19 protein-coding genes, 1 pseudogene and 1 riboswitch are annotated in these 21,489 nt (G+C 42.7%); of the genes and pseudogenes, 3 read left to right on the top strand and 17 right to left on the bottom strand.

Going from position 1 to position 21,489, the window contains the following annotated elements; genetic code table 11:
• Positions 1 to 9: 9 nt before the first annotated feature.
• The 3 genes from glpO to AXF18_RS03775 all read right to left on the bottom strand — a co-directional run bounded on the left by glpO (position 10) and on the right by AXF18_RS03775 (position 4,992).
• Complete coding sequence (gene glpO / locus AXF18_RS03785; protein WP_000395882.1) at positions 10 to 1,836, bottom strand: type 1 glycerol-3-phosphate oxidase; 1,827 nt, start codon at positions 1,834 to 1,836, stop codon at positions 10 to 12.
• A 63-nt stretch (positions 1,837 to 1,899) separates the two neighbouring features.
• Positions 1,900 to 3,408, bottom strand: a complete 1,509-nt coding sequence (gene glpK, locus AXF18_RS03780; RefSeq protein WP_000076793.1) for a glycerol kinase GlpK — start codon at positions 3,406 to 3,408, stop codon at positions 1,900 to 1,902.
• A 156-nt stretch (positions 3,409 to 3,564) separates the two neighbouring features.
• Positions 3,565 to 4,992: a helix-turn-helix domain-containing protein gene (locus AXF18_RS03775; RefSeq protein WP_000280562.1), complete on the bottom strand. Its 1,428-nt coding sequence runs from the start codon at positions 4,990 to 4,992 to the stop codon at positions 3,565 to 3,567.
• Positions 4,993 to 5,156: 164 nt separating this feature from the next.
• On the opposite strand from AXF18_RS03775, the gene hslO reads away from it, so the two are divergent.
• Entirely contained in the window at positions 5,157 to 6,029 is an 873-nt protein-coding gene (gene hslO / locus AXF18_RS03770; RefSeq protein ID WP_000357858.1) for an Hsp33 family molecular chaperone HslO, read from the top strand.
• Positions 6,016 to 6,996, top strand: a complete 981-nt coding sequence (gene dusB / locus AXF18_RS03765) for a tRNA dihydrouridine synthase DusB (RefSeq protein WP_065371492.1) — start codon at positions 6,016 to 6,018, stop codon at positions 6,994 to 6,996. The genes hslO and dusB overlap by 14 nt, the downstream gene beginning before the upstream one ends.
• Before the next feature lie 65 nt (positions 6,997 to 7,061).
• On the opposite strand, the gene AXF18_RS03760 is transcribed toward dusB, so the two are convergent.
• Entirely contained in the window at positions 7,062 to 7,745 is a 684-nt protein-coding gene (locus AXF18_RS03760) for a hypothetical protein (RefSeq protein ID WP_000730907.1), read from the bottom strand.
• Between the two features lie 266 nt (positions 7,746 to 8,011).
• Between AXF18_RS03760 and AXF18_RS03755 the strand changes: the two genes are divergently transcribed.
• Positions 8,012 to 8,242 carry a hypothetical protein gene (locus tag AXF18_RS03755; RefSeq protein ID WP_065371491.1) on the top strand — a complete coding sequence of 77 codons (231 nt, stop codon included), beginning with the start codon at positions 8,012 to 8,014 and terminating at the stop codon, positions 8,240 to 8,242.
• 49 nt (positions 8,243 to 8,291) lie between these two features.
• On the opposite strand, the gene AXF18_RS03750 is transcribed toward AXF18_RS03755, so the two are convergent.
• The 13 genes and pseudogenes from AXF18_RS03750 to polA form a co-directional block, all read right to left on the bottom strand.
• Complete coding sequence (locus AXF18_RS03750; RefSeq protein ID WP_065371490.1) at positions 8,292 to 9,065, bottom strand: NUDIX hydrolase; 774 nt, start codon at positions 9,063 to 9,065, stop codon at positions 8,292 to 8,294.
• A 1-nt stretch (position 9,066) separates the two neighbouring features.
• Entirely contained in the window at positions 9,067 to 9,846 is a 780-nt protein-coding gene (pnuC, locus tag AXF18_RS03745; RefSeq protein ID WP_065371489.1) for a nicotinamide riboside transporter PnuC, read from the bottom strand.
• Between the two features lie 9 nt (positions 9,847 to 9,855).
• Entirely contained in the window at positions 9,856 to 10,914 is a 1,059-nt protein-coding gene (locus AXF18_RS03740) for an AAA family ATPase (RefSeq protein WP_065371488.1), read from the bottom strand.
• Between the two features lie 145 nt (positions 10,915 to 11,059).
• Positions 11,060 to 13,492, bottom strand: coding sequence for an ATP-dependent Clp protease ATP-binding subunit (locus AXF18_RS03735; protein ID WP_065371487.1), 2,433 nt, complete (start codon positions 13,490 to 13,492; stop codon positions 11,060 to 11,062).
• A gap of 1 nt (position 13,493) precedes the next feature.
• A complete protein-coding gene (locus AXF18_RS03730; RefSeq protein WP_001211263.1) occupies positions 13,494 to 13,952 on the bottom strand; it encodes a CtsR family transcriptional regulator in 459 nt (152 codons plus the stop codon).
• Positions 13,953 to 14,231: 279 nt separating this feature from the next.
• Positions 14,232 to 14,702 (bottom strand): hypothetical protein, encoded by a 471-nt coding sequence (locus AXF18_RS03725; RefSeq protein ID WP_061853316.1) that lies wholly within the window; start codon positions 14,700 to 14,702, stop codon positions 14,232 to 14,234.
• Between the two features lie 6 nt (positions 14,703 to 14,708).
• Positions 14,709 to 14,948: a hypothetical protein gene (locus tag AXF18_RS03720; RefSeq protein WP_065371486.1), complete on the bottom strand. Its 240-nt coding sequence runs from the start codon at positions 14,946 to 14,948 to the stop codon at positions 14,709 to 14,711.
• Between the two features lie 309 nt (positions 14,949 to 15,257).
• Complete coding sequence (locus AXF18_RS03715) at positions 15,258 to 15,461, bottom strand: YjcQ family protein (RefSeq protein WP_065371485.1); 204 nt, start codon at positions 15,459 to 15,461, stop codon at positions 15,258 to 15,260.
• A gap of 259 nt (positions 15,462 to 15,720) precedes the next feature.
• Positions 15,721 to 16,449 (bottom strand): annotated as a pseudogene (locus AXF18_RS03710) (ABC transporter ATP-binding protein).
• A complete protein-coding gene (locus AXF18_RS03705; protein ID WP_000754538.1) occupies positions 16,449 to 17,456 on the bottom strand; it encodes an ABC transporter substrate-binding protein in 1,008 nt (335 codons plus the stop codon). Before AXF18_RS03705 ends, AXF18_RS03710 begins: the two are co-directional and overlap by 1 nt.
• 38 nt (positions 17,457 to 17,494) lie before the next feature.
• Positions 17,495 to 18,253 carry an ABC transporter permease gene (locus AXF18_RS03700; protein WP_172837205.1) on the bottom strand — a complete coding sequence of 253 codons (759 nt, stop codon included), beginning with the start codon at positions 18,251 to 18,253 and terminating at the stop codon, positions 17,495 to 17,497.
• A complete protein-coding gene (locus AXF18_RS03695) occupies positions 18,216 to 18,506 on the bottom strand; it encodes a thiamine-binding protein (RefSeq protein ID WP_002880743.1) in 291 nt (96 codons plus the stop codon). Before AXF18_RS03695 ends, AXF18_RS03700 begins: the two co-directional genes overlap by 38 nt.
• Positions 18,507 to 18,578: 72 nt before the next feature.
• Positions 18,579 to 18,681, bottom strand: a riboswitch (TPP riboswitch).
• A 102-nt stretch (positions 18,682 to 18,783) separates the two neighbouring features.
• Positions 18,784 to 21,417 (bottom strand): DNA polymerase I, encoded by a 2,634-nt coding sequence (gene polA, locus AXF18_RS03690; protein ID WP_065371939.1) that lies wholly within the window; start codon positions 21,415 to 21,417, stop codon positions 18,784 to 18,786.
• Between the last annotated feature and the right edge of the window lie 72 nt (positions 21,418 to 21,489).

The raw sequence follows: 21,489 nt of genomic DNA, 5'->3' as shown, positions 1-21,489 counted from the left end.
TTTCCTTTTTTAATTTTTTAGTTCTGTCAAATCGTTTTGAGCAAGAGCTGCTTCAACATCCGCACGGTAGGCTGCTTTTTCTTCTTCGGTCCAATCATAGAATCGTCCCATTTCATCCAGAACTGGCTCAACGATGCTATCCAAACTATCACGCATAAAGAGCATGTGGTTGGTACGACGAAGGAGGAAGTCAACTGGGCTCAGAGCCAACTCATTGCGCATTGCATAGTGAAGGGACAAGGTATCTGCCAAGCTGAGTCCTGGCGCTTGTTCCAAGCTGTGAGCAAGGGCAAAGACTTTCGGTGCATTTGAACCGTAAAGATTTGCGAGATACTGGGCTTCCTTGCTATCCAAACCACGTGACACTCCAAGTTGAGCAAAGGCTTCGATTTCTGAGTCCACATTTGCTGGGTTCAATTCTCCACCTGAAACAGGATAAGTCTTAGAGTTGATCAGTTTAAAGCTACGGTCAAATTCGGCTTTGAGGATGTCAACCACGCGCTCCATAGCTCCTTCAGCCATCTTACGGTAGTCTGTGATTTTACCACCAGCAAGGGTTAAAAGACCATTATCATCACGATCCAAGCTCGAACCACGAGAAACTGCAGATGGATCCAAATGTTTCTCAGATGTGCTGCTTTCAAGCTTGCTGACAGCAGATTCAACATCTTCACGCGTTTTTTCTTTCGATAGATATGCCTCGACAGTCGCAATCAAGCTATTGAAGCTTTCATCGCTAATGGTTCCGTTATTTCCACCATTGTAGTCAGAAGCGCTATTGCCTGCGATCAATGGACGAAGACCAGCCCAGCTGCTTTCAATATCAGCAACGGTAATGTTTGCTTCTGGGAAGCGGTTGTTGACAATACCTAGTAGATAATCTACATCTTCCTGCGTCACTTTTGGATGTTCCAAATCGCCTGTGTAGTCTGTATCGGTTGTACCAAAGTAGGTCTTGTTTTCACGTGGGAGAACGAAGACCATACGACCATCTCCCAAACCTGTGTCAAAGTAAACTGGCTGTGAAACCTTGATCTTGCTTGAGTCCACTACCAAGTGAACTCCCTTAGTTGGACGCATTTGTGAGAATTGCGTTCCCTTATTAGACAAATTGCGTACCTTGTCGCTCCAAGGTCCAGTTGTGTTAATAACTAGGCGAGCCTTGATTTCAAAGACTTGGTCTGTCAACAAATCACGAGCTACAACACCTGTAATCTTGCCGCTTTCGTCAAAGAGGAAGCCTTCTGCCTTAACATGGTTGGCAATGAGGGCACCGTCTTGGTTGGCACGTTTGATGTTTTCAATCACGAGACGCGCATCGTTATTACGGAAGTCAAGATAAACCCCACCTCCTACCAAGCCTTCTTTCTTCAAGTTTGGCTGGCGTTCCAAGACTTCTTCCTTGCTCAAGACCTTGTTAGCAGCTGGCGTATTGTTAACACCTGCCAAAAGGTCGTACAAGTCCATGGCTACTTTGAGACGGAAGAGACTAAAGGTCGCTCCATCCTCATCAAAAACAGGCAAGAGCATTGGATCTGGTTTTGGAATGTGTGGAGCGATTTGTTGAACCACCGCGCGCTCAGAAACTGTATCTGATACCACTTCCACGTCAAATTGTTTGAGGTAACGCAGACCTCCGTGGACCAATTTTGTTGAACGGCTAGATGTTCCTTCTGCGAAGTCCTGCATTTCAATCAAACCAGTGTCAAGACCACTGGCTGCCGCCTGCAAGGCTACACCAGCTCCTGTAATCCCCCCACCAATAATCAAGAGATCCAAGGTACGTTCCTGCATTTTTTTAATTGACAATTCACGTGTTTTCTTTGAAAATTCCATATTTACACACTTTCTAACTGAGTCGTTTCATTCTTAAGCTGATCATTGCATCAAGAAACAGTATTAGTCGTCGATTTCCGCAAAGACTTGCGTTGCTTTCACAGCTTTCTTCCAGCCCTTGTAGAGTTGTTCCTTGCGCGATTCGTTCATCGATGGCTCAAAGAGTTCTCCTGTCTCGTTCAAGAGTTTCAACTCATCCAAGTCCTTCCAATAACCCACTGCCAAACCAGCTAGGAAGGCTGCACCGAGGGCAGTTGTTTCCAAGTTTTTAGCGCGTGCGATATCAATTCCCAAGATGTCAGCTTGGAACTGCATGAGGAAGTTGTTCATGGCTGCACCACCATCTACCTTCAAGACTTGGATCGCTGTCTGCGCATCCACTTGCATGGTGTCAATGATGTCACGTACTTGATAAGCGATAGATTGCAAGGTTGCCTTGATAAAGTCTTCTTTGCTTGTTCCACGAGTTAAGCCAAAGACAGAGCCTCGAGCGTTTTGGTTCCAGTATGGAGCCCCTAGACCTGTAAAGGCAGGTACGACATAAACTTCGTCATTGTTGTGAGAATTAAGAGCATATTTTTCAGACTCTGGTGAATTTTCAACCATGCGAAGTCCATCACGAAGCCACTGAATGGCACTTCCTGCGATAAAGATAGAACCTTCCAAGGCATAGTAAACCTTACCGTTGATTCCATAACCAATCGTTGTCAAAAGGTTGTTTTCAGACAACTGCATCTCTTCACCAGTGTTCATGATGATGAAAGAACCAGTTCCGTAGGTATTTTTAACCATACCTGGTTCAAAGGCCAACTGTCCAAAGAGGGCTGCCTGTTGGTCCCCAGCCATACCTGAAATTGGCACTTCCCCACCGTAGAAATGGAATGGAGCAGTCTTGCCATAGATTTCAGAGTTAGAACGAACTTCTGGAAGCATAGCCTTCGGAATGTTGAGGATTTCTAAAATCTCATCATCCCATTTAAGATCCTTGATGTTATAGAGCATGGTACGGGCTGCATTTGAGTAGTCGGTCACGTGAGCTGCACCGTCAGTCAATTTCCAAACTAACCAAGTATCGATAGTACCAAAGAGTAATTCTCCTTTTTCTGCTCGCTCTTGAGCGCCTTCTACATGGTCCAATATCCAACGAACCTTGGTAGCTGAGAAGTAAGCATCGATAATCAAACCAGTCTTTTCATGGAATTTTTCCACATAACCTTGGCTTTTTAGTTGTTCAGCCAGGGGAGCAGTTTGACGTGATTGCCAAACGATCGCATTATAGATAGGGAGCCCTGTTTTCTTATCCCAGACGACAGTTGTTTCACGCTGGTTGGTAATCCCGATGGCCTCGATTTGACTTGGTTTCACACCACTTTCGATGAAAGCACCCGCGATAACTGACTGAACAGAGTTCCAAATTTCATTGGCATTGTGCTCAACCCAACCTGCTTGAGGGAAAATCTGAGTGAACTCTTTTTGACTAGAGCTGACCTTTTCTCCTTTTTTGTTAAAAATGATGGCACGAGAACTAGTAGTTCCTTGGTCAATAGCCATGATGTATTTTTCTTGTGACATGTGCTGTCCTCCTGATAAAATCTTGAGGGGGTTCCTCTTTACAGTAACTAGTATACAAAATAAAGCGCTTTCTTGTTTATCAATTTTTTTAAAATTTTAAAAAAATGTGAGGAGATTGTGCGAATTTCACAAAAAAGACCTGAAAATTCAGGCCTTTTAAGCAAAGAGCATCTGACGAATCTTCGCCAAATCCTCCATATCCAAATCATTTTTTAAATAATAAACCGGAGTCTGTTCTTTCTTATGAATCGGGTTGTTGGTAATTAACAAATCATAATGTCGACTGGGGTCATAGGCTTCAATAGTAATGAAACGATTGTATTCCAAATACCGTTTCAAAAGGGCAGCCATCCTAGAAAAGACAAGGAAACCAGATGTCAAATCTAAACCAATCCTCATATGTTGGCCACCATTTTCTGCCATATACTCTATCAACTGGAGCCATTCCCAGAGAATTTTCTTATCCAAATCCGTCCCCTGTTGAAAGGTAGGCAAAATATGAAAAATTCTCTCTGCAGTTCCTCTAAAATCATGTTCCATCAGCAAATAGGGATGGCGATTCTCTGTCTGGTATCTGTACTGATCTTGTAAAATATAGCCCTTGTAGAGATAAACTTGACCACAAAGCTGACTGAGTTCATAGGTGACATGGTCCTCTGTGTAGTCCCCCAGCAGCTCCTCCTTCTTCATCTCTTGAATCAATTGCGTCAGCAAATCGGCTAATTGCCCTCCAAAACCAAGGATATACTCCATAGTATGAAGGGGCAAAATACGATGGGAAAGGAGAAATGAAAAGAATACCATCATCTCACCATCCTCAGTTCCTAGAGGGATATGTTGCCCAGCAAAAAAGGACGGAGCCTTTCTCAGCAAACGAAGGTAGAAAATATTGTCAAAATACCCTCGCATTTTTTCTTCTATAACCTGAAATTGACAGGCGTTAACCCGAAGGCGCTGTTGACTGATGTGAGTCCATAGAACCAAGTCCAATTTCTGACCTGAAGACAAGCTAGCACCGCAGATTTCTTCTAGGGTAGCAATCTCTTGTTTTCTCTCAGCTTTCTGCATGTGACCTTCCCACTCCTGACTGGACCAAATCTTGCGAAAAAGGCAGAAATAAAAATAGCGAATCTGATGCTCCGGACCTCGCCAACGGCCATTTTGGATCGATAAATCAAACTCTGACAAAATCTGATTTAGACTAGCTAAGTGACGACCAAGCGTGGCCTCGCTAATCATCAATTCTTGAGCCAGTTGATGGGCTAGGAACTGTTGGTGATAGAGAAGGTAAACCAAAATTTGGTACTTAATGGCATTGTCTAGAAACAAGCTCCGAATCTCTCTCCCCTTTGTGGCTGCACCAATCGACAGACGCAGATTTTCATCTTCCAAGTGGATGGTCAGCTCTAAACCTCTTTCCGAGGCATTTTCGTTAATCAGAGAAATGTACTTGGTTAAGGTCGCCTTTGAAAAACCTGTTTCTTCCATGGCTTTCTTGACTGTTGTCTGCGAATCTTGTAACAGAAAGGAAAGGACTAAAAATTGACCAGATTCGGCTTTTTCCATCAAATCACCTAAATACATTTGTTACCCCTCTCATTTTCTCCTACAAGCATAGCATAAATCTTTTAAATGCTGAAATAATCTGTTTCGCATTTTATTTTAAGGCTGATTTTCTCGTCATTATTCCACAGAAACAGCAAACACACGACTCCCCCTTTGGGCATTTTTATGCTAAAATAGTAGCTATGGATAAAATTATTAAAACAATATCAGAAAGCGGAGCCTTTCGTGCTTTTGTCCTTGATAGCACTGAAACCGTCCGCACTGCTCAAGAAAAACATCAAACTCAAGCCAGTTCAACTGTTGCACTTGGTCGAACTCTTATCGCAAGCCAGATTCTCGCAGCCAATGAAAAAGGAAATACCAAACTAACAGTTAAAGTTCTGGGAACCAGCTCTCTCGGTGCCATCATCACGGTCGCAGATACCAAGGGCAATGTTAAAGGCTACGTTCAAAATCCAGGTGTTGATATCAAAAAGACTGCAACTGGTGAAGTCCTTGTCGGACCTTTTGTCGGCAATGGCCAATTTCTCGTTATCACAGACTATGGTACTGGAAATCCTTACAACTCCATGACTCCTCTCATTTCTGGGGAAATCGGTGAAGACTTGGCCTATTACCTGACAGAAAGCCAACAAACCCCTTCAGCAGTCGGCCTCAATGTTCTTTTAGACAAAGACGACAAGGTCGAAGTTGCCGGAGGTTTCCTTCTCCAAGTCTTGCCAGGGGCCAAGGAAGAAGAGATTGCCCGCTTTGAAAAACGCATCCAAGAAATGCCAGCCATCTCAACACTTCTGGAAAGCGACGACCATATCGAAGCCCTTCTCAAGGCTATTTATGGTGACGAATCTTACAAACGCCTATCTGAAGAAGAAATTCGTTTCCAATGTGACTGCAGTAAAGACCGTTTTATGAACGCTCTTGCCAGCCTTCCAAGCTCAGACCTTGAGGAAATGAAAGAGGAAGACCACGGGGCAGAAATCACTTGTCAATTCTGCCAAACAACTTATAACTTTGATGAAAACGACTTGGAGGAACTCATTCGTGACAAATCTTAATACACCTTTTATGATTGGCAATGTTGAGATTCCCAATCGTACCGTTTTAGCACCCATGGCTGGTGTCACCAACTCAGCCTTTCGTACCATCGCAAAAGAGCTCGGAGCGGGGCTCGTTGTCATGGAAATGGTCTCTGACAAGGGAATCCAATACAACAACGAAAAAACCCTACATATGCTTCACATCGATGAAGGCGAAAACCCCGTTTCTATCCAACTCTTTGGTAGCGACGAAGATAGCCTCGCACGCGCAGCAGAATTCATCCAGGAAAACACCAAGACTGATATCGTCGATATCAACATGGGCTGCCCAGTTAACAAAATCGTGAAAAACGAAGCTGGCGCTATGTGGCTCAAGGACCCAGATAAGATATACTCTATTATCAACAAGGTCCAATCTGTCCTTGATATCCCCCTCACTGTCAAAATGCGCACTGGCTGGTCTGATCCATCCCTAGCCGTGGAGAATGCCCTCGCTGCTGAGGTTGCTGGTGTCTCTGCCCTTGCCATGCATGGTCGTACCCGCGAACAAATGTACACAGGTCACGCAGACCTTGAAACCTTGCACGACGTAGCCCAAGCTCTGACCAAGATTCCATTTATCGCAAATGGTGATATCCGTACGGTACAAGAAGCTAAACAGCGTATCGAAGAAGTCGGGGCTGACGCTGTCATGATTGGCCGCGCAGCCATGGGAAATCCCTACCTCTTCAATCAAATCAACCACTACTTTGAAACTGGAGAAATCCTTCCTGATTTAACCTTCGAAGACAAGATGAAAATTGCCTACGAACATTTGAAACGCTTGATTAACCTCAAAGGAGAAAACGTAGCCGTTCGTGAATTCCGTGGACTCGCTCCTCACTACCTTCGGGGAACATCTGGCGCTGCCAAACTTCGTGGAGCCATTTCACAAGCTAGCACTCTAGCAGAGATTGAAGCTCTATTGCAACTAGATAAAGCTTAATACACAAAAAACCGTAACTCACTTGGAGTGTACGGTTTTTTTATCCTAGGAAATCCTAGATACTATTATTGAATCAAGGCAACACTCGAAACTTTACCATCCGCACCTGTTGTAATTTGGATGATTTTTCCTCCACCGATTTTGGCATTATACTTACCATCATCAAGGGTGTAAGAGTAGCCTCTGATAGAATAGTTTTCTTTCTTTCCATCTGCAGTTTCTACTGTAAATTGGCCCCCTGATGAAACCGTAATAGTTTCCCCATTTGCTCCCTTCCAGTTGCCTGCAGCTGCTGAGAAGTCACCATCCACCATGGTTAAAACACCCTTGTAGCGTTTGTTGTGTTCTGCTTGCTTGTCTTGAAGTTGGCGGTCAGTTGTTGGATCATAGCCTGACTGGTTAGACTGGGCTTGAGAACCTTGCTGAGTTGACGGAGCCTGAGATGGGGCTTGTTGACTAGGAGCTGCTTGTTCTTGTCTTGATTCAGGTGCTGGTTTCGCTTGTGACTGATCTGCCGTTGTAGAAGACTGACCAGAAGATGCCTGAGCCTTTTCAGATGAAGCTGAGCTTGAAGATTTTTGTGTCTTGCTTTCTTTGCTAGAAGAAGCTGCTTTAGAACTTGATGATTGACTTGTCTTGGCAGAGCTGCTGGTTTGAGTGGTTTCGTTTTTATTTCCACAAGCTCCTAGTAGCAAGGTAGAAGCCAATACAGTCGCTGCCATCAATTTGATATAGGTTTTCTTTTTCATTTTTCTACTCCTTTGTAACATTTTTGAAATGTTAAGAAATCTTTTTGTAATATAATTGTAACATTAGGCTTTGAATCTGTCAACTAGTTTGAGAAACTATTTTAAAAAAATTTCTCTCTACTATTTCTATTCGTAATTGAAACGAAAAAATAGAAAATTTCTTAGATTAGAGTCCTATTTTTTGCACCGCTCTTGTATAATCGCTTGTATTATGTTAGACAAAGGAATATAATAACATTGAAATAGAATATAGGAGGTATGCTCTTATGCTAAATAAGTATTACAAGTATCTTCCTTGGTTGATTTTGGGAGCTATTGGCTCTTATCAATCAGCCACTTACTATGCGCGAACTGCATTTGATGTCTTCTATCTGACTGCAATCTTTATGATTGTCTACATCGCCTTGTTATTTTTGCATGAGAACTATCTCAAGTATCGATACAAAGACTTCTTTACTCACATGTTGAGCAATACTAAGAAAGATAACCATTCATAAAAAATGATGATAAATAAAGAGGTCGGGAACTTTGTCCCGACCTCACTTTTTATTTCAATCGATAGGTTTTTCTTGGTTTCTTTTTAGGCACTCGTTTGAGTCCGACTTCTTCTACATATTCGCCGTATTTTACGAGAAAGTTATTGCTGACAATGGGCCGACCGGGGTTGATGAGATTGACCAGTTCGGTTCCTTCATAGACAGTGAACTCCTCCTCCAGCAGATAGAGGAAGGTCGGATTCCAGTCAAGACGGCCTTGGATTCGTTTGATGGATTCTTGGATAATGGCATAATGGTCAAAGGCGAAGGCTTGCTCGTCCAGCTCCACTCCCTCTAGGAAGCATTTGCCTGTCTGGAAATCGACATCTACGAAAACGACATCCTTGGCATCGTCTCCAGCCTGAACGAGGTCTAAGGCACGACTAGGCAGGTACACCAAGTGGGCAATGGTCACCGTCCAGCCCCGTGGATCACGACCGGGGGTCGATACGGTCATCAATTGCTCGATTTTTTCTAAAGGTAGATCGAGATTGACTTCTTCTCTCACCTCGCGCTGACAGGCATGTGCAGCATCTTCTCCCTTGTCCATAAAACCTCCAACTAAGGCTAAACAGTTCTGATAAGGGTGGGCCTTGCGACGGATCAGCAGGAGCTTGATCTTTCCTTCGACAAAGCAGTAGGCTACCATATCTACTGTCACACTTGGTTTTTCATATTGAGGGAGTTCCTGCTTGTAGTACCAGTCTAAAAACTCCTCCTGACTGGCATGGATTTCATAATATTCTTTTTCCGTCATCCCGGCTGGAATCATCGTATCTGGCATCTTATGCCTCCTTTCGAACTGCCTTGGTCCATTGGTACCATCCCACTAGACTATTGAGTGTGTAAACCCAGTACATCCCTTGGATGTGGATATTTTCACCCCACCAGAGATAAATACTAAAGAGATTGGTGGCAATCCAGAAAATCCATTGCTCACGGTAGAGACGTGTCATCAAAAGCTGACCAACGCCATTGGTCGCATCGGTAACACTATCACGGAAAGGGCGAGCACTATTGATACTTTGATAAGCCAAGCCCATACCAATCCAGATAATAGCAGTCAAGGCCAAGTACTTGAGCCAATCAAGAACAGATAATTTCTTAGCTTCAAAGTGGGATTCTTCTGGTTTTCCTTGGTCGTTGATACGATTGGACAACCAAGCATAGAGACCAATCGGCTGCATGACAAAGAAGTAAACGGTCGTCAAAACTTCTCCATAAAAAGTCGCGTTCATGGCCAAGATCAAGTAGATAGCAGAGTTAATGGCCCCAAAGAGATAATTGCTTGCACGCCCTTCTGCTACCAAGATAACACAGACAATCCCAGTCCAAGATGCAAACAAGCTTAGCCAGTCATGACTTTCCGTATTTTGTGTGAATTCCAAGATCAAGGGAACACTTGACAAGGCGATGAGATACAACCACTGGAAAAGACTACGGTCGACAAAGAGATCTTTCCAGAGCAAACGCATGATTCCTACAAAACCAATCTTGCGGGCTTCCGCATGGACGTTTTTAAAGTTTTCGATAAATTGTGTGATTTTTTTAGTTACTGTTTTCATAATTTTCTCCTAATCTGCTTGGTAAATGGCATCGATAGCCACTTTGGCTACTTCATAATTGCCTAGGTAATCCTCCGCTAGATAAACTAGTGGAATGGTGGTTAAGTATCGCTCCCTCATCTGATCCAAATGCTGGGAAAAACTGTAGCGAATGTGGTCCTCTGCCATGGTCATATCTCTAAATCCGTCATTGACATAGGAGCCAACAGGCTGCACAAAGAGAATCAAATCCCATTTTTCCTTGGCCAAGATTGAAACAAAGAGATTGTCAAATGTCTCCCCGGATAAGTCCCTTTGGTCCTCAGTCTCCATGTAATAGTCATAGTAGCCCTTGGTTACCAAGGAGTTGGTATCGGCTATCACTAGACCTCGATTGGCATTGCTATCGATTAACTTGGAGGTCTGGTCATACTGCCCCAACAGGAGATAATAATAATCCTTTGGAGTCAATTCATCGTCGCGGACATTGTTTTTGATCTGGTACTCACGCGCGTATTCCAGACTAACGGGCGCATCGTAATACCTTGCCAAATCCTTGGCCAGAGTGGTCTTCCCATTGCTAGCACTTCCCATAATCAAGACTTTCTTGGTAAACTGACGACGGAAGGGTTGAGCGATGTATTTCCAATATTTGCTTGGATTTTCTCGAATCATAGTCGCTGAGATACCAAACTTTCTTTCTTGCAAGACGGTGCCAAATCCACGCTTAGATAACTCTTGCTGGTAGTCTGCTTCTCCTACAAAAAAAGTCAGTTCTTGCTGGGTTTCATCATAGGAAATCTCCTCTAACATCTGGTCCAACCACTCCTGCCAGCCCATAGGGTAACGGGGAAGGTTGGTCTCATCCAGCTTGCAGACAGAGGTCAATTCATCATCACGAAAAGCCTCTCGAATATAGCGAAATCGTTTTTGAAGACTTAAACCTACCTGCTCACCTCGGTCTCCCTCGTAGCCTGAAACGACTACCCAGACCTGGTCACACTGACGCTTGGCTCGCTGGATCAGATCGATATGCCCTTGATGGAGAGGGGCAAAGGTCCCAAATACCACTGCTGTTTTCTTTTTCATAAACGTTTTACCTTTTTATAATTTTTGATATTTTTATTTTCTATGTTTTTATTATATACTATATTTTTGTTTTGTCAATAGTTTTTTATCATTTTTTATAAAAAAGTAGCAAAAAAGAATCAGGATTACTCCTGACTCTCCATTTTTAAGCAATATCAAATTTTAATTGACCAGCTTTGACACCAATCTTGAGAGTCTTGCCTGCCACCAGTTCCCCGTTAAGAAGGAGTTCTGCCAACTTGTCTTCCACCTCTGTTTGCAGGGTTCTGCGAAGTGGGCGAGCTCCCATTTCTGGATCATAACCTTGGCTTGCTAGTAACTTCAAAGCTGAAGCTTGCAGTTTCAAGTCGATGCCTTTCTCTGCTAGGCTAGCAATCAATGGTTTAACCATGATCTTAACGATTTCCTGCATGTGTTCGCTATCTAAGCTATGGAAGACCACCTTTTCATCAATACGGTTGATAAACTCTGGTCGATAAGCTTTTTTCAACTCTTCAAAGATTCGTTTTTCCATATTCTCCTGGTCAAAACGAATGTCCTTAGCCCCAAAACCAACCGTCTTATCATCACGAAGGGCTGTCGCACCAAGGTTTGACGTCATGATGATAATGGTATTTGAAAAGTCAACCTTGCGCCCCTTGCTATCTGTCAAGACACCGTCATCCAAGACTTGCAAGAGGACATTAAAGATGTCTGGGTGGGCCTTTTCTACCTCGTCAAAGAGGAGTACGGAGTATGGTTTGTTGCGAACCTTCTCGGTTAACTCCCCACCTTCTTCGTAACCCACATAGCCCGGAGGAGCTCCATTGAGACGGCTGGCTGCGAATTTCTCCATATACTCACTCATATCAAAGCGGATAAGGGCTGATTCGTCATCAAAGAGGACTTCTGCCAGAGCCTTTGCCAACTCGGTCTTACCGACTCCTGTCGGTCCTAGGAACATAAAGGAACCAATCGGACGCTTGTGACTGCGAATACCTGACTGGTTGCGGCGAATCGCACGGCTAATACTTGAAACAGCTTGATCTTGACCGATGACACGTTTGTGCAACTCCGCTTCCAAGTTCAGGTATTTCTTAGCATCAGTCTGAGTCAGTTTTTGGACTGGAATCCCTGACAAGCGACTCAAGGTAGTCAAAATATCGGATTCTGTTACCAAGTCTTTATAGACAGGGACTTCCTGCTCTTTTGCGATTAACTGAGCAGCTTGTTTCCACTTGCCATCCATCAAAGCCTTGTCAGCTGGACTCAAGTCGGATTCGTCTGTTTTCACCTGCTTGGATTTGTTTTGCACTGTTGCTGCTGCTTCATCTAAGAGGTCGATAGCAGAGTCTGGCAAGTGACGACTGGTCAAGTAACGATGCGCCATCTTAACAGCTGTTTCAACAGCTTCATCTGTGATTTGCACACGATGGTGTTTCTCATAGGTCGCTTTCAAACCTTGCAAAATGATCATGCTGTCAGCTAAACTTGGCTCTTCAATCGTCACTTTGGCAAACCGACGAGAAAGGGCCGCATCTTTTTCGATGTGTTTTTGGTATTCTTCCTGAGTGGTTGCACCAACTGTTCTCAGAGTTCCACGCGCCAAGGCTGGCTTCAAGATATTGGCTGCATCCAGAGTCGAGTCAATACCGCTACCAGAACCCATAATGGTGTGAAGTTCATCGATAAAGAGGATTACTTTGCCATCCTCCTCGATATCCTTGATGATGTTGTTCATACGCTCTTCAAAGTCACCACGGAAACGTGTCCCCGCAACGACATTCATCAAATCAAGCTCTAGAACGCGCATCTTGGCCATTTCAGCTGGTACACCCCCACTAGCAATACGCTGGGCAAGGCCAAGGGCCAGAGCTGTTTTCCCGACACCAGCATCTCCAACCAAGACAGGATTGTTCTTGGTCTTTCGACTCAAAATCTGAATCATACGTGAGATTTCCTTGTCACGACCGATAACTGGCTCTAACTTGCCAGAGCGCGCTTGCTCCGTTAGGTCATGCGTGTAGTCCTCTAGACCACCACTTTGAGCTTGAGGCATGCCCATCATATTAGCCATGGAATTTTGCTTGTCAGTTACTGTGCGATGACGTTGACGCAAAGCCTTGAGATCTTCTCTTGTCCATCCTGCACGTTCTTCTAGATTGCGACGAAGAGCAGCAATTCTGACCTGATCTTTCTGGTCTTCATAAGAAAAGCCTGCTCTCTCCAAGATGCGAGTTGCCAAGGCATTGCCATCATGCAAAATCGCATAGAGGACATGCTCTGTCCCTAGCACCTTTGCATGGACCACTGAGGCCACATACTCTGCTTCTGCAAAGAGAACCTCCAAACGATGGGAAAAGGGCAATTCCGTAAAGGTTTCGTCCTGGCTATAGTCCGTTTCAGTCAGTTCCAACGCAACCTCTTCTAAACGGTCCATCTCATAAGGATAATCGTTTAAAGTCGCACCTGCCACACTGTAACTGTGATTAGACATGGCAATCAATAAATGCCAAGACTCTAGATATCGAGCTCCAAAATGGCCCGCAACCATGTAGGCACTCTCGATACATTCATTCAATGCTTTTGAATAGTTCATCTTACTTCTCTTTTCTATCTACCTCTTGTAATAGCTGTCGGAGCATATTGGCACGGACAACTGAGGATTCTTCCCCTAGGACACGATCTGTTGCTACTGAAGTCAGCAAGGTCATTTCCTGCTTGGTCATCAAGTCCTGCTCCACCAAAAGCTGGAGAATATCCTCATAAATCTCCTGACTAACTCGCTCACCAATCGAGTAAAGCAAATCGCGGAGCATCTCATGATGACTGGAAAACTCAATCCGTCCGATGCGAATGTAGCCTCCGCCACCACGCTTGCTCTCAACCAAGTATCCTCTGCTTTCAGTAAAACGGGTCTTGATTACATAGTTGATCTGACTTGGCACAACCTGAAAGGTATCTGCCAACTGGCTCCGCTGCAATTCCACGATACCAGATTGGTCTAATATCGCCTTGATATAAGCTTCGATATGATCTGATGTATTTTTAAATCTCATAGTAAATCAAACTCCTTCTTTGAACCTTGACTATCTTTGACTATACTATCATTTAACACTCTATAAGTCAAATTTTTAAGGCTCAACCATTGGAAATACTGACTTTTTCAAAAAATACTTTGGCATTAATTCGCCTTAGTTTTTCTTGAAAGTTCCTAAAAAAGTCCATAAAAAAGAGCCCTAAAAAGGGCGAAATATTGACGAGTTCAGCAAGCTAGACGTGCCTTTTTTACTACTAGAATGAAAAATCCTGTGAGGTTTAACTCACAGGACTATATATTATGCAAAACAATAATTACCCTTTACATCTGATTTTAATATCGTCTTATCCTCAAAATCAATAGAGTCCTTCTTGATAATATCTATACTCTCACGAGTTCTAAGAGATGAAATTGCAATACAAGCTAAAAAATACCAGTGAATTACTTGCAATAATTCCTCATTATTTTTAGATTCTATTATTTCATCTAATTCTTTATCTAACTGTTCCTGCAACGAACCTTCAACCTTTTTAGAATTTTCTACGATCATTGAAACATCTAACTGAGCTTCTACAAATGATAATACAACTTTTGTTAGAGCTGGATATTTATCTTCATACTTACAAATTGCATCTTTTATTATATATTTTTCTTGAAAATGAGTATATAGGAGATTATATGCAATCATTTTTTTATGTTTTTTTGTATCTCTAATATAAAAGAGCAAAACAAGTGATGCAACAATTATTAAAAACAAAATTATTCCCATTTTATTCTACCTCCTTTTGTTATCAAGCAATTTTTCCAAATCAGATATTCTCTGATCTCTATCAGAAATTGTTTTGTTTAGTTCCTTAATTAATCTAGCTTGGCTTTTAAAGGTCATGTCATAATCTTTACGCCGTTCTTCTAGTAGTTTGGAAAAAATATTATATATCCCTAATGCTACTAGAATACAAATAGCTAATGGTACATTTAACCCAAAAAAATCCTTAAATAAGTTTAGCCACTCCAACTATGTAATCCCCCTATGAAAATCTCTAAACTAAATATGGTATCCTATATACTATTATACCATACTTGTCAAGTACTATATATTGTGTATTCTTATATAAATAAGCACACCAAATCGTGTGTATTTGCAAAAATTTTTTCAGTTTCAATACAGAATTTAATCTTCTATAAGTAAATGTATCGTATACCTCCAGATCTGCTTATCTATATTAACCAATTGTATTGTGAGTTGTCTCAAAACATGACTGCTATAACTTTTACGATAGTTCATATTTACTAGTAACTAAGGATAAGAAAAGTACTTTAAGTGCTACATTCCAGGAAGCCAGTCTTTTATTTCTTTCAAAATTTTATAAGCCTGTTTCATTTTAGAATTGTCCTCTAAATATCCAATACCTTTGGTCGTAATTCTAACAAGAGACAAATTCTCAATATAAACATCTCCGGACATATCTCCAGTAACACAAGTACCTGTCAAAAATCCATCATCAAACAAATTACGATAGACATCCATTAAATAACGGTGAGGGATTTCCAGAACAGAAGCGTTTATTTCATTTTCTGAAAATAATAATTAAGGATTTTATACACAACTACCCAATAATCATTTTTTGCCATGAATACAGCCTCCTTTTTAAAAGTATATGCCTCTGTACTACATTCTCATTATAGTCCTTTTAACATCCTCCTGCAAGTAACAAGATATCCTTATTCTCATTTTTTAAAGAAAAAGGGCGCTGGTAAAGGATAATCTTCACCAACTCCCTATTTTTCTACTTATCTAAGCCTAATTCTGCTAATATTTGCCGTTTGTAGGCAATTTTTTGGACTTCCTTGTCTTCGCTCTGGGACCAATCTAGTTTGACTTCAGAAACAATCTGCCCAGGCCGATTTTTTAGGATATAGATGCGGTCACTGAGATTGAGGGCTTCCTCGATACTGTGGGTGATAATCAAGGTCGTCAGCTGCAACTGTTTGTGAATCTCCAGGTACCAAGCGTGGAGTTCCATCTTTGTCATCTCATCTAAGGCACTAAAGGCCTCATCCAAGAGAAAGAGCTTGTGCCCGAAAAGGTAGGTCCGAAGCAAGGCTACACGCTGGCGCATCCCTCCGCTGAGTTCGTGAGGATACTTATCCCGTACAGCTGTCAACTGGAAGGTCGCAAGGATGTCATCCGCTCGGGCAATGGCCTCTGCCTTATCCACCTTTTGAATCAAGAGGGGTAGGATGATATTGCCAAGTACCGTCTTGTGCTCCAAGAGTAGATCCTTTTGCAACATATAACTCACGCGCCCCTTGGGATTTTCTTCACCGTCCAAGACAATTCGCCCCGACTGGACTTATAAAATCCCAGCGATTAGGTTAAAGAGGGTGGTCTTTCCAACACCACTTGGACCTAGGATAGAAACCACTTCACCCGAAGTCACCTGCAGGTTGATGTCCTCTAAAATCTTTTCATCGCCATAGGCATAGCCTACGTGTTCTAGTCTAATTTCTGTCATTATTTTACAAATTCGTTAGTGAAGCCTTTGTCTGTCAAATCTTCTTTAAGGATACCATTTTCTTTATCCCATTTGTAGAAAGCATTCCAGCGAGCTGCGTCAAATTGTCCCCATTTTTCCTTGTCACTTGCGTATTCTTTTGACAAGTATTTTTGAGATTCGATGACAAAGTCACGTTTTTCCTGAAGTTCAGGTGCATTCTTGATAAGGATATCCGCTGCTTCTTCTGGGTGTTCCATAGCATATTGGTAGCCTTTTTTAATAGCTTGGATAACTTTGCGAGCTTCTTCCTTGTTGTCTTTCAGATAGTCGTTGTTTGCGATGATAACGGGTGAGTAGTAGTCAAACTCCTTGACGTAGTCTTTCAAGTACATGAAGTTAGCGTCTACACCTTGAGATTTGGCAAGGATACCATCCCAACCGTAGTAAATCCAAGCGGTGTCAAAGACCCCATTAGCAATAGGTGTGATCGAGTTTGAGTCGTTGTTTGGTACTTTTTCAACCTTTTCAAAGTCTCCACCTTGTGATTCTACCAAGGTTTTTAACATAGCAAGCTCAGTTGGGTCATTCCAAGTTCCGTATTTCTTCCCAACCAAGTCCTTTGGACTGCTGACATTGTCAGATTTACGAGAAATGATTCCTGATGTATTGTGCTCAACGATAGCTGCAACGGCAGTAATGCCTGCACCTTTTTCCAATTTCTTAGCCATGTAGTCTTGGAAATAGATAGCAAATGGTGCCTTGCCATTGATCACCAAGTCAGATGAGCTTTCTTCAGGTGGCAATTTCAAATCAACATCCACTCCAGCTTCTTTGAAATAACCTTTTTCCTTGGCAACATACAGCCCTGTGTGGTTAGTATTTGGCGTCCAGTCTAGGATAAAGTCAATCTTCTTGAGTTCTGCTTCTTTATTGTCCTTAGAAGCAGTCCCTTGACCACAAGCCACCAGCACGACAGCTACAAGAGCTGTCACAAGCGTTAAAAACACTTTCCATGTTTTCTTCATCTTCATTTCCTCTTTTCTTTTTCTAAAACATCCTTATCTTAGGGACGTTTCCATTTAATCACATATTTTTCACTAATATCGACCAATTTCATACCCAAAAGGCTGATAATCGACACCAGAATAATAATGGCAAACATGGTATCATACTGAAACAGTTTCTTGGACTGAATCATGTAGACACCTAGTCCTTCAAAACCTCCCAACCACTCAGACACCACGGTTGTGATAAAGGCGTAGGAGACACTGACCCTCAGACCTGCATAAAAGTAAGGCAGACTGACAGGGATTTTAAAATGCCACAGGATTTGCCAAGGATTTGCACGCATCAGACTAAACAAGGTTAGCATATCCTTATCACAATGCCTAAATCCATCCAAAATACTGACGATGATAGGGAAGGTTGTCGTCAGGATAATCAAGACAATCTTGGGCAAAATCCCATAGCCTAGCCACAAGACCAAGATAGGCGCTATGGCAATGGTCGGAATGGTCTGAACAACCACCATCATAGGATAAATCAAGTCATTGAGCCAAGTCAGACTATCCATGAGCACCGCCATAAGACAGGCAATCAAGACTCCTAGAACTAGACCTAGTAAAGCCACTCTCAAGGTCGCCCAGCTATGGTACCAGAGAAATTCTCTGTCACGAACAAAGGACTGGAGAATCTCAAGAGGAGTTGGCAGGATAAACTTGGGTAAAAGTTTGAATATGCCCGCTAACTGCCAGATTGACAAGACTCCTAGAAAACCCAATAGACTAATGTGTCGTCTCAGTATACTTTTCAAGTTTGTCATCAATACTTAAAATCTCTCCTACATTTATTTTGACATTGGCAAAGACATTATCTGCCTCCTGCCCGGCCACTTCAAGCGCTTCTTTGAGAATGCGCATGAGCTCATCCAACTCCCCTTCCAAGACCGTTTCAAAGGGTGTCACCACCATAGTCACGGACTGAGCTTGCAGATAAGCAATCACTTGATCGATAATAGCAATTCGATCAATCCCCTGTGATAGGGGCAAGACTTGCAAGGCAATGCTTGCTTTCATAAAATCCTCCTCTTCTCGGCTTTCCTTTTGAACAAAAAGAAAAACCTTTGCCATATATGGAAAAGGTGCAGAATTCGGCTAAGTATCGTTCCCTACGCTGGCATTACCCAGATCAGGTGCGGTCGAAGTTTAACACTTCCTCTCAGACTGTACACAGACTCCCATATCTTATATGGAATATAGTAACGCAAATGCAAGGAAAAGTCAAGGAAACTGCTTACAGAAAACTATGAAAAAGAGTTTGAAGACAAATGCTTCAAACTCTATCATAGCTTTCTTATTTAGCCTCGTACCAGGTTGCCCCTTCATTCTCATCAGCAATGAGTGGGACACTAAGCTGGATGGCTTCTTCCATGGTTTGTTTCACTAGTACTTTGACAGCTGCTAGTTCTGATTTCGGAACCTCAAGGACGATTTCATCATGCACTTGCAAGAGCATCTTGGTCTGATAACCACCCTCAACCAGAGCTTTGTCTAGCTGAATCATAGCAATTTTGAGAATATCTGCTGCCGAACCCTGAATAGGGGAGTTAATGGCAGTTCGCTCTGCAAAACCACGAATGTTAAAGTTGCGCGAATTTATATCTGGTAGCTCTCGACGACGCTTGAAGAGGGTCTCTACATATCCCTTGTCACGCGCTTCACGTACCACTTCTTCCATATAGTTTTTAATCCCAGGAAAACGCTCAAAGTAGGTATCAATGTAGGCTTTGGCCTTCTTACGACTAATACCAAGATTGTTCGCCAAACCAAAATCTGAAATCCCGTAAACCACTCCAAAGTTGACAGCCTTGGCATTGCGACGGTCGTTTGGCGTCACATCCTCAGGACGTTCAATTTCAAAGACACGCATAGCTGTCGAAGTATGGATATCTGCTCCCTCTTGGAAGGCCTTGATTAAGTGCTCATCCTTAGAGATATGCGCCAAAACGCGCAACTCAATCTGTGAATAGTCGGAGCTAAGAAGGACACTATCCTCCCACTCTGGCACAAAAGCCTTACGAATGAGGCGACCTTGTTCCAAGCGAACAGGGATATTTTGCAAGTTTGGATCTACACTAGACAAACGCCCAGTCTGAGTCAAATCTTGCACATAGCGCGTGTGGATCTTGCCATCATCTAAAATCCAATCCTGCAAGCCAACCACGTAAGTCGATTGAATCTTAGCAATCTGACGGTAGTCTAGAATTTTTTTGACAATCGGTGCAATAGGAGCCAGACGCTCCAGCACATCCACTGCTGTCGAGTAACCTGTCTTGGTTTTCTTGGTGTATTCTAGAGGAAGTCCCAGTTTTTCAAAGAGAAGTACGCCCAACTGTTTAGGTGAGTTGATATTAAATTCCTCACCAGCCAGCTCATAAATCTCTTGGGTGAGTCGCTCAATGACAATCTCATTTTCAGCTTGCATCTCAAGTAGGGTTTCTTTTTTAACCTTGATTCCAGCAATTTCCATCTTGGCAAGGACAAAAGCCAGAGGTTGCTCCATGTCATAGAGAAGATCTAACTGCCCGTGTTCACTGAGTTTTTCAAGCAAAACAGGCTCCGTCTCAACCAATACAGCAACCTTGCGAGTCAAGTGCTCCAAGAATTTCTCTCTCTCAGGGATAGCTTTCTTGACCCCCTTACCGTAGAAGGTCTCATCATCAGCCAAATAAGTCTGGCCATAGAGATTCGCAATGGTTGAAATTTCATTGTTCTCGACAGTAGAGAGGAGGTATTTGGCCAAACGACTGTCAAAAGCAGGGGCCTGCAAATTCAAGCCCAAACGATTTAAAAGAACCTTCGCTTTTTTAAAGTCATACACTTTTAGAGGTGTTTTTTCTAGAAAATCCTTGAAAATCGGCTCCTGCAAGAGTTCAAGTTTGTCAGTAGCGTAAAGTTTATCCCCACAGGACCAGGCAAAACCAACCAAATCATCTGTATGGTAGTTCTCACCAAAGAGTTCAAAGTGGAAGATAGAGTCGGCACTCAGCATGTCTTGACTGACTTGGTCAACGATAGTGAAATCCAAACTTTCAGGCGCATCCGTTGACGAAATATTTAAAGCTTGTTTGAGCTGTTTGAAGCCCATCTCATCGTAGAATTTCCCGAGATTTTCCACATCTGGGCCATTATAGATCAAATCGTCTAGTCCAATCTCAATTGGTGCCTGAGTCTCAATGGTTGCCAAGGTTTTAGACAAAAAGGCTTGTTCCTTGTCATTGATGAGATTTTCCTTCATCTTAGAAGCCTTCATCCCATCAATATTTTCATAAATACCCTCAAGCGAACCATGCTCCAGCAAGAGCTTGATACCCGTCTTTTCACCGATTTTCGTGACACCAGGGATATTATCAGACTTATCCCCCATAAGAGCCTTAAGATCAATGAACTGAGCTGGTGTGAGGCCCATCTTTTCCATAAGATAGTCTGGTGTAAAGGCCTCAAACTCAGCCACACCTTTCTTGGAAATCTCGACCACCGTATGCTCATCCGTCAACTGGATCAAATCCTTATCTCCGCTAACAATTGTCACATCAAAAGAATTCTTCTCAGCCAAACGGCCTAGAGTCCCGATGATATCATCGGCTTCATACTGGGCCAACTCATAATGGCGAATCCCAAGGTGGTCTAACAACTCACGAATGAAGGGAAATTGCTCACGAAACTCATCTGGAGTTTTAGCACGGCCACCTTTGTAGTCTGCATACATCTCTGTTCGGAAAGTTGTCTTACCTGCATCAAAAGCTACCAAAACATGACTGGGCTCAACACGCTCCAAGACGTGATTCAACATGAGTTGAAAGCCATAGATTGCATTGGTATGAAGGCCATTAGCATTTTTAAAACGATCCAACTGCTGATAGAGCGCAAAAAAAGCTCGAAAAGCAACTGAAGATCCATCAATTAATAATAATTTTTTCTTGTCCATACACCCATTATAAAGGAAAGCAGGGAAAAATACCATCGGAAAGAATAGGCAAATGGTAGTGAAGCCCTCTTT

Origin of the sequence: Streptococcus sp. oral taxon 064 (assembly GCF_001683375.1) — a bacterium.
Taxonomy (GTDB): domain Bacteria; phylum Bacillota; class Bacilli; order Lactobacillales; family Streptococcaceae; genus Streptococcus; species Streptococcus oralis_S.
The sequence above is the reverse complement of the archived record's forward strand: the minus strand, read 5'-3'. Positions and strand labels throughout refer to the sequence as shown.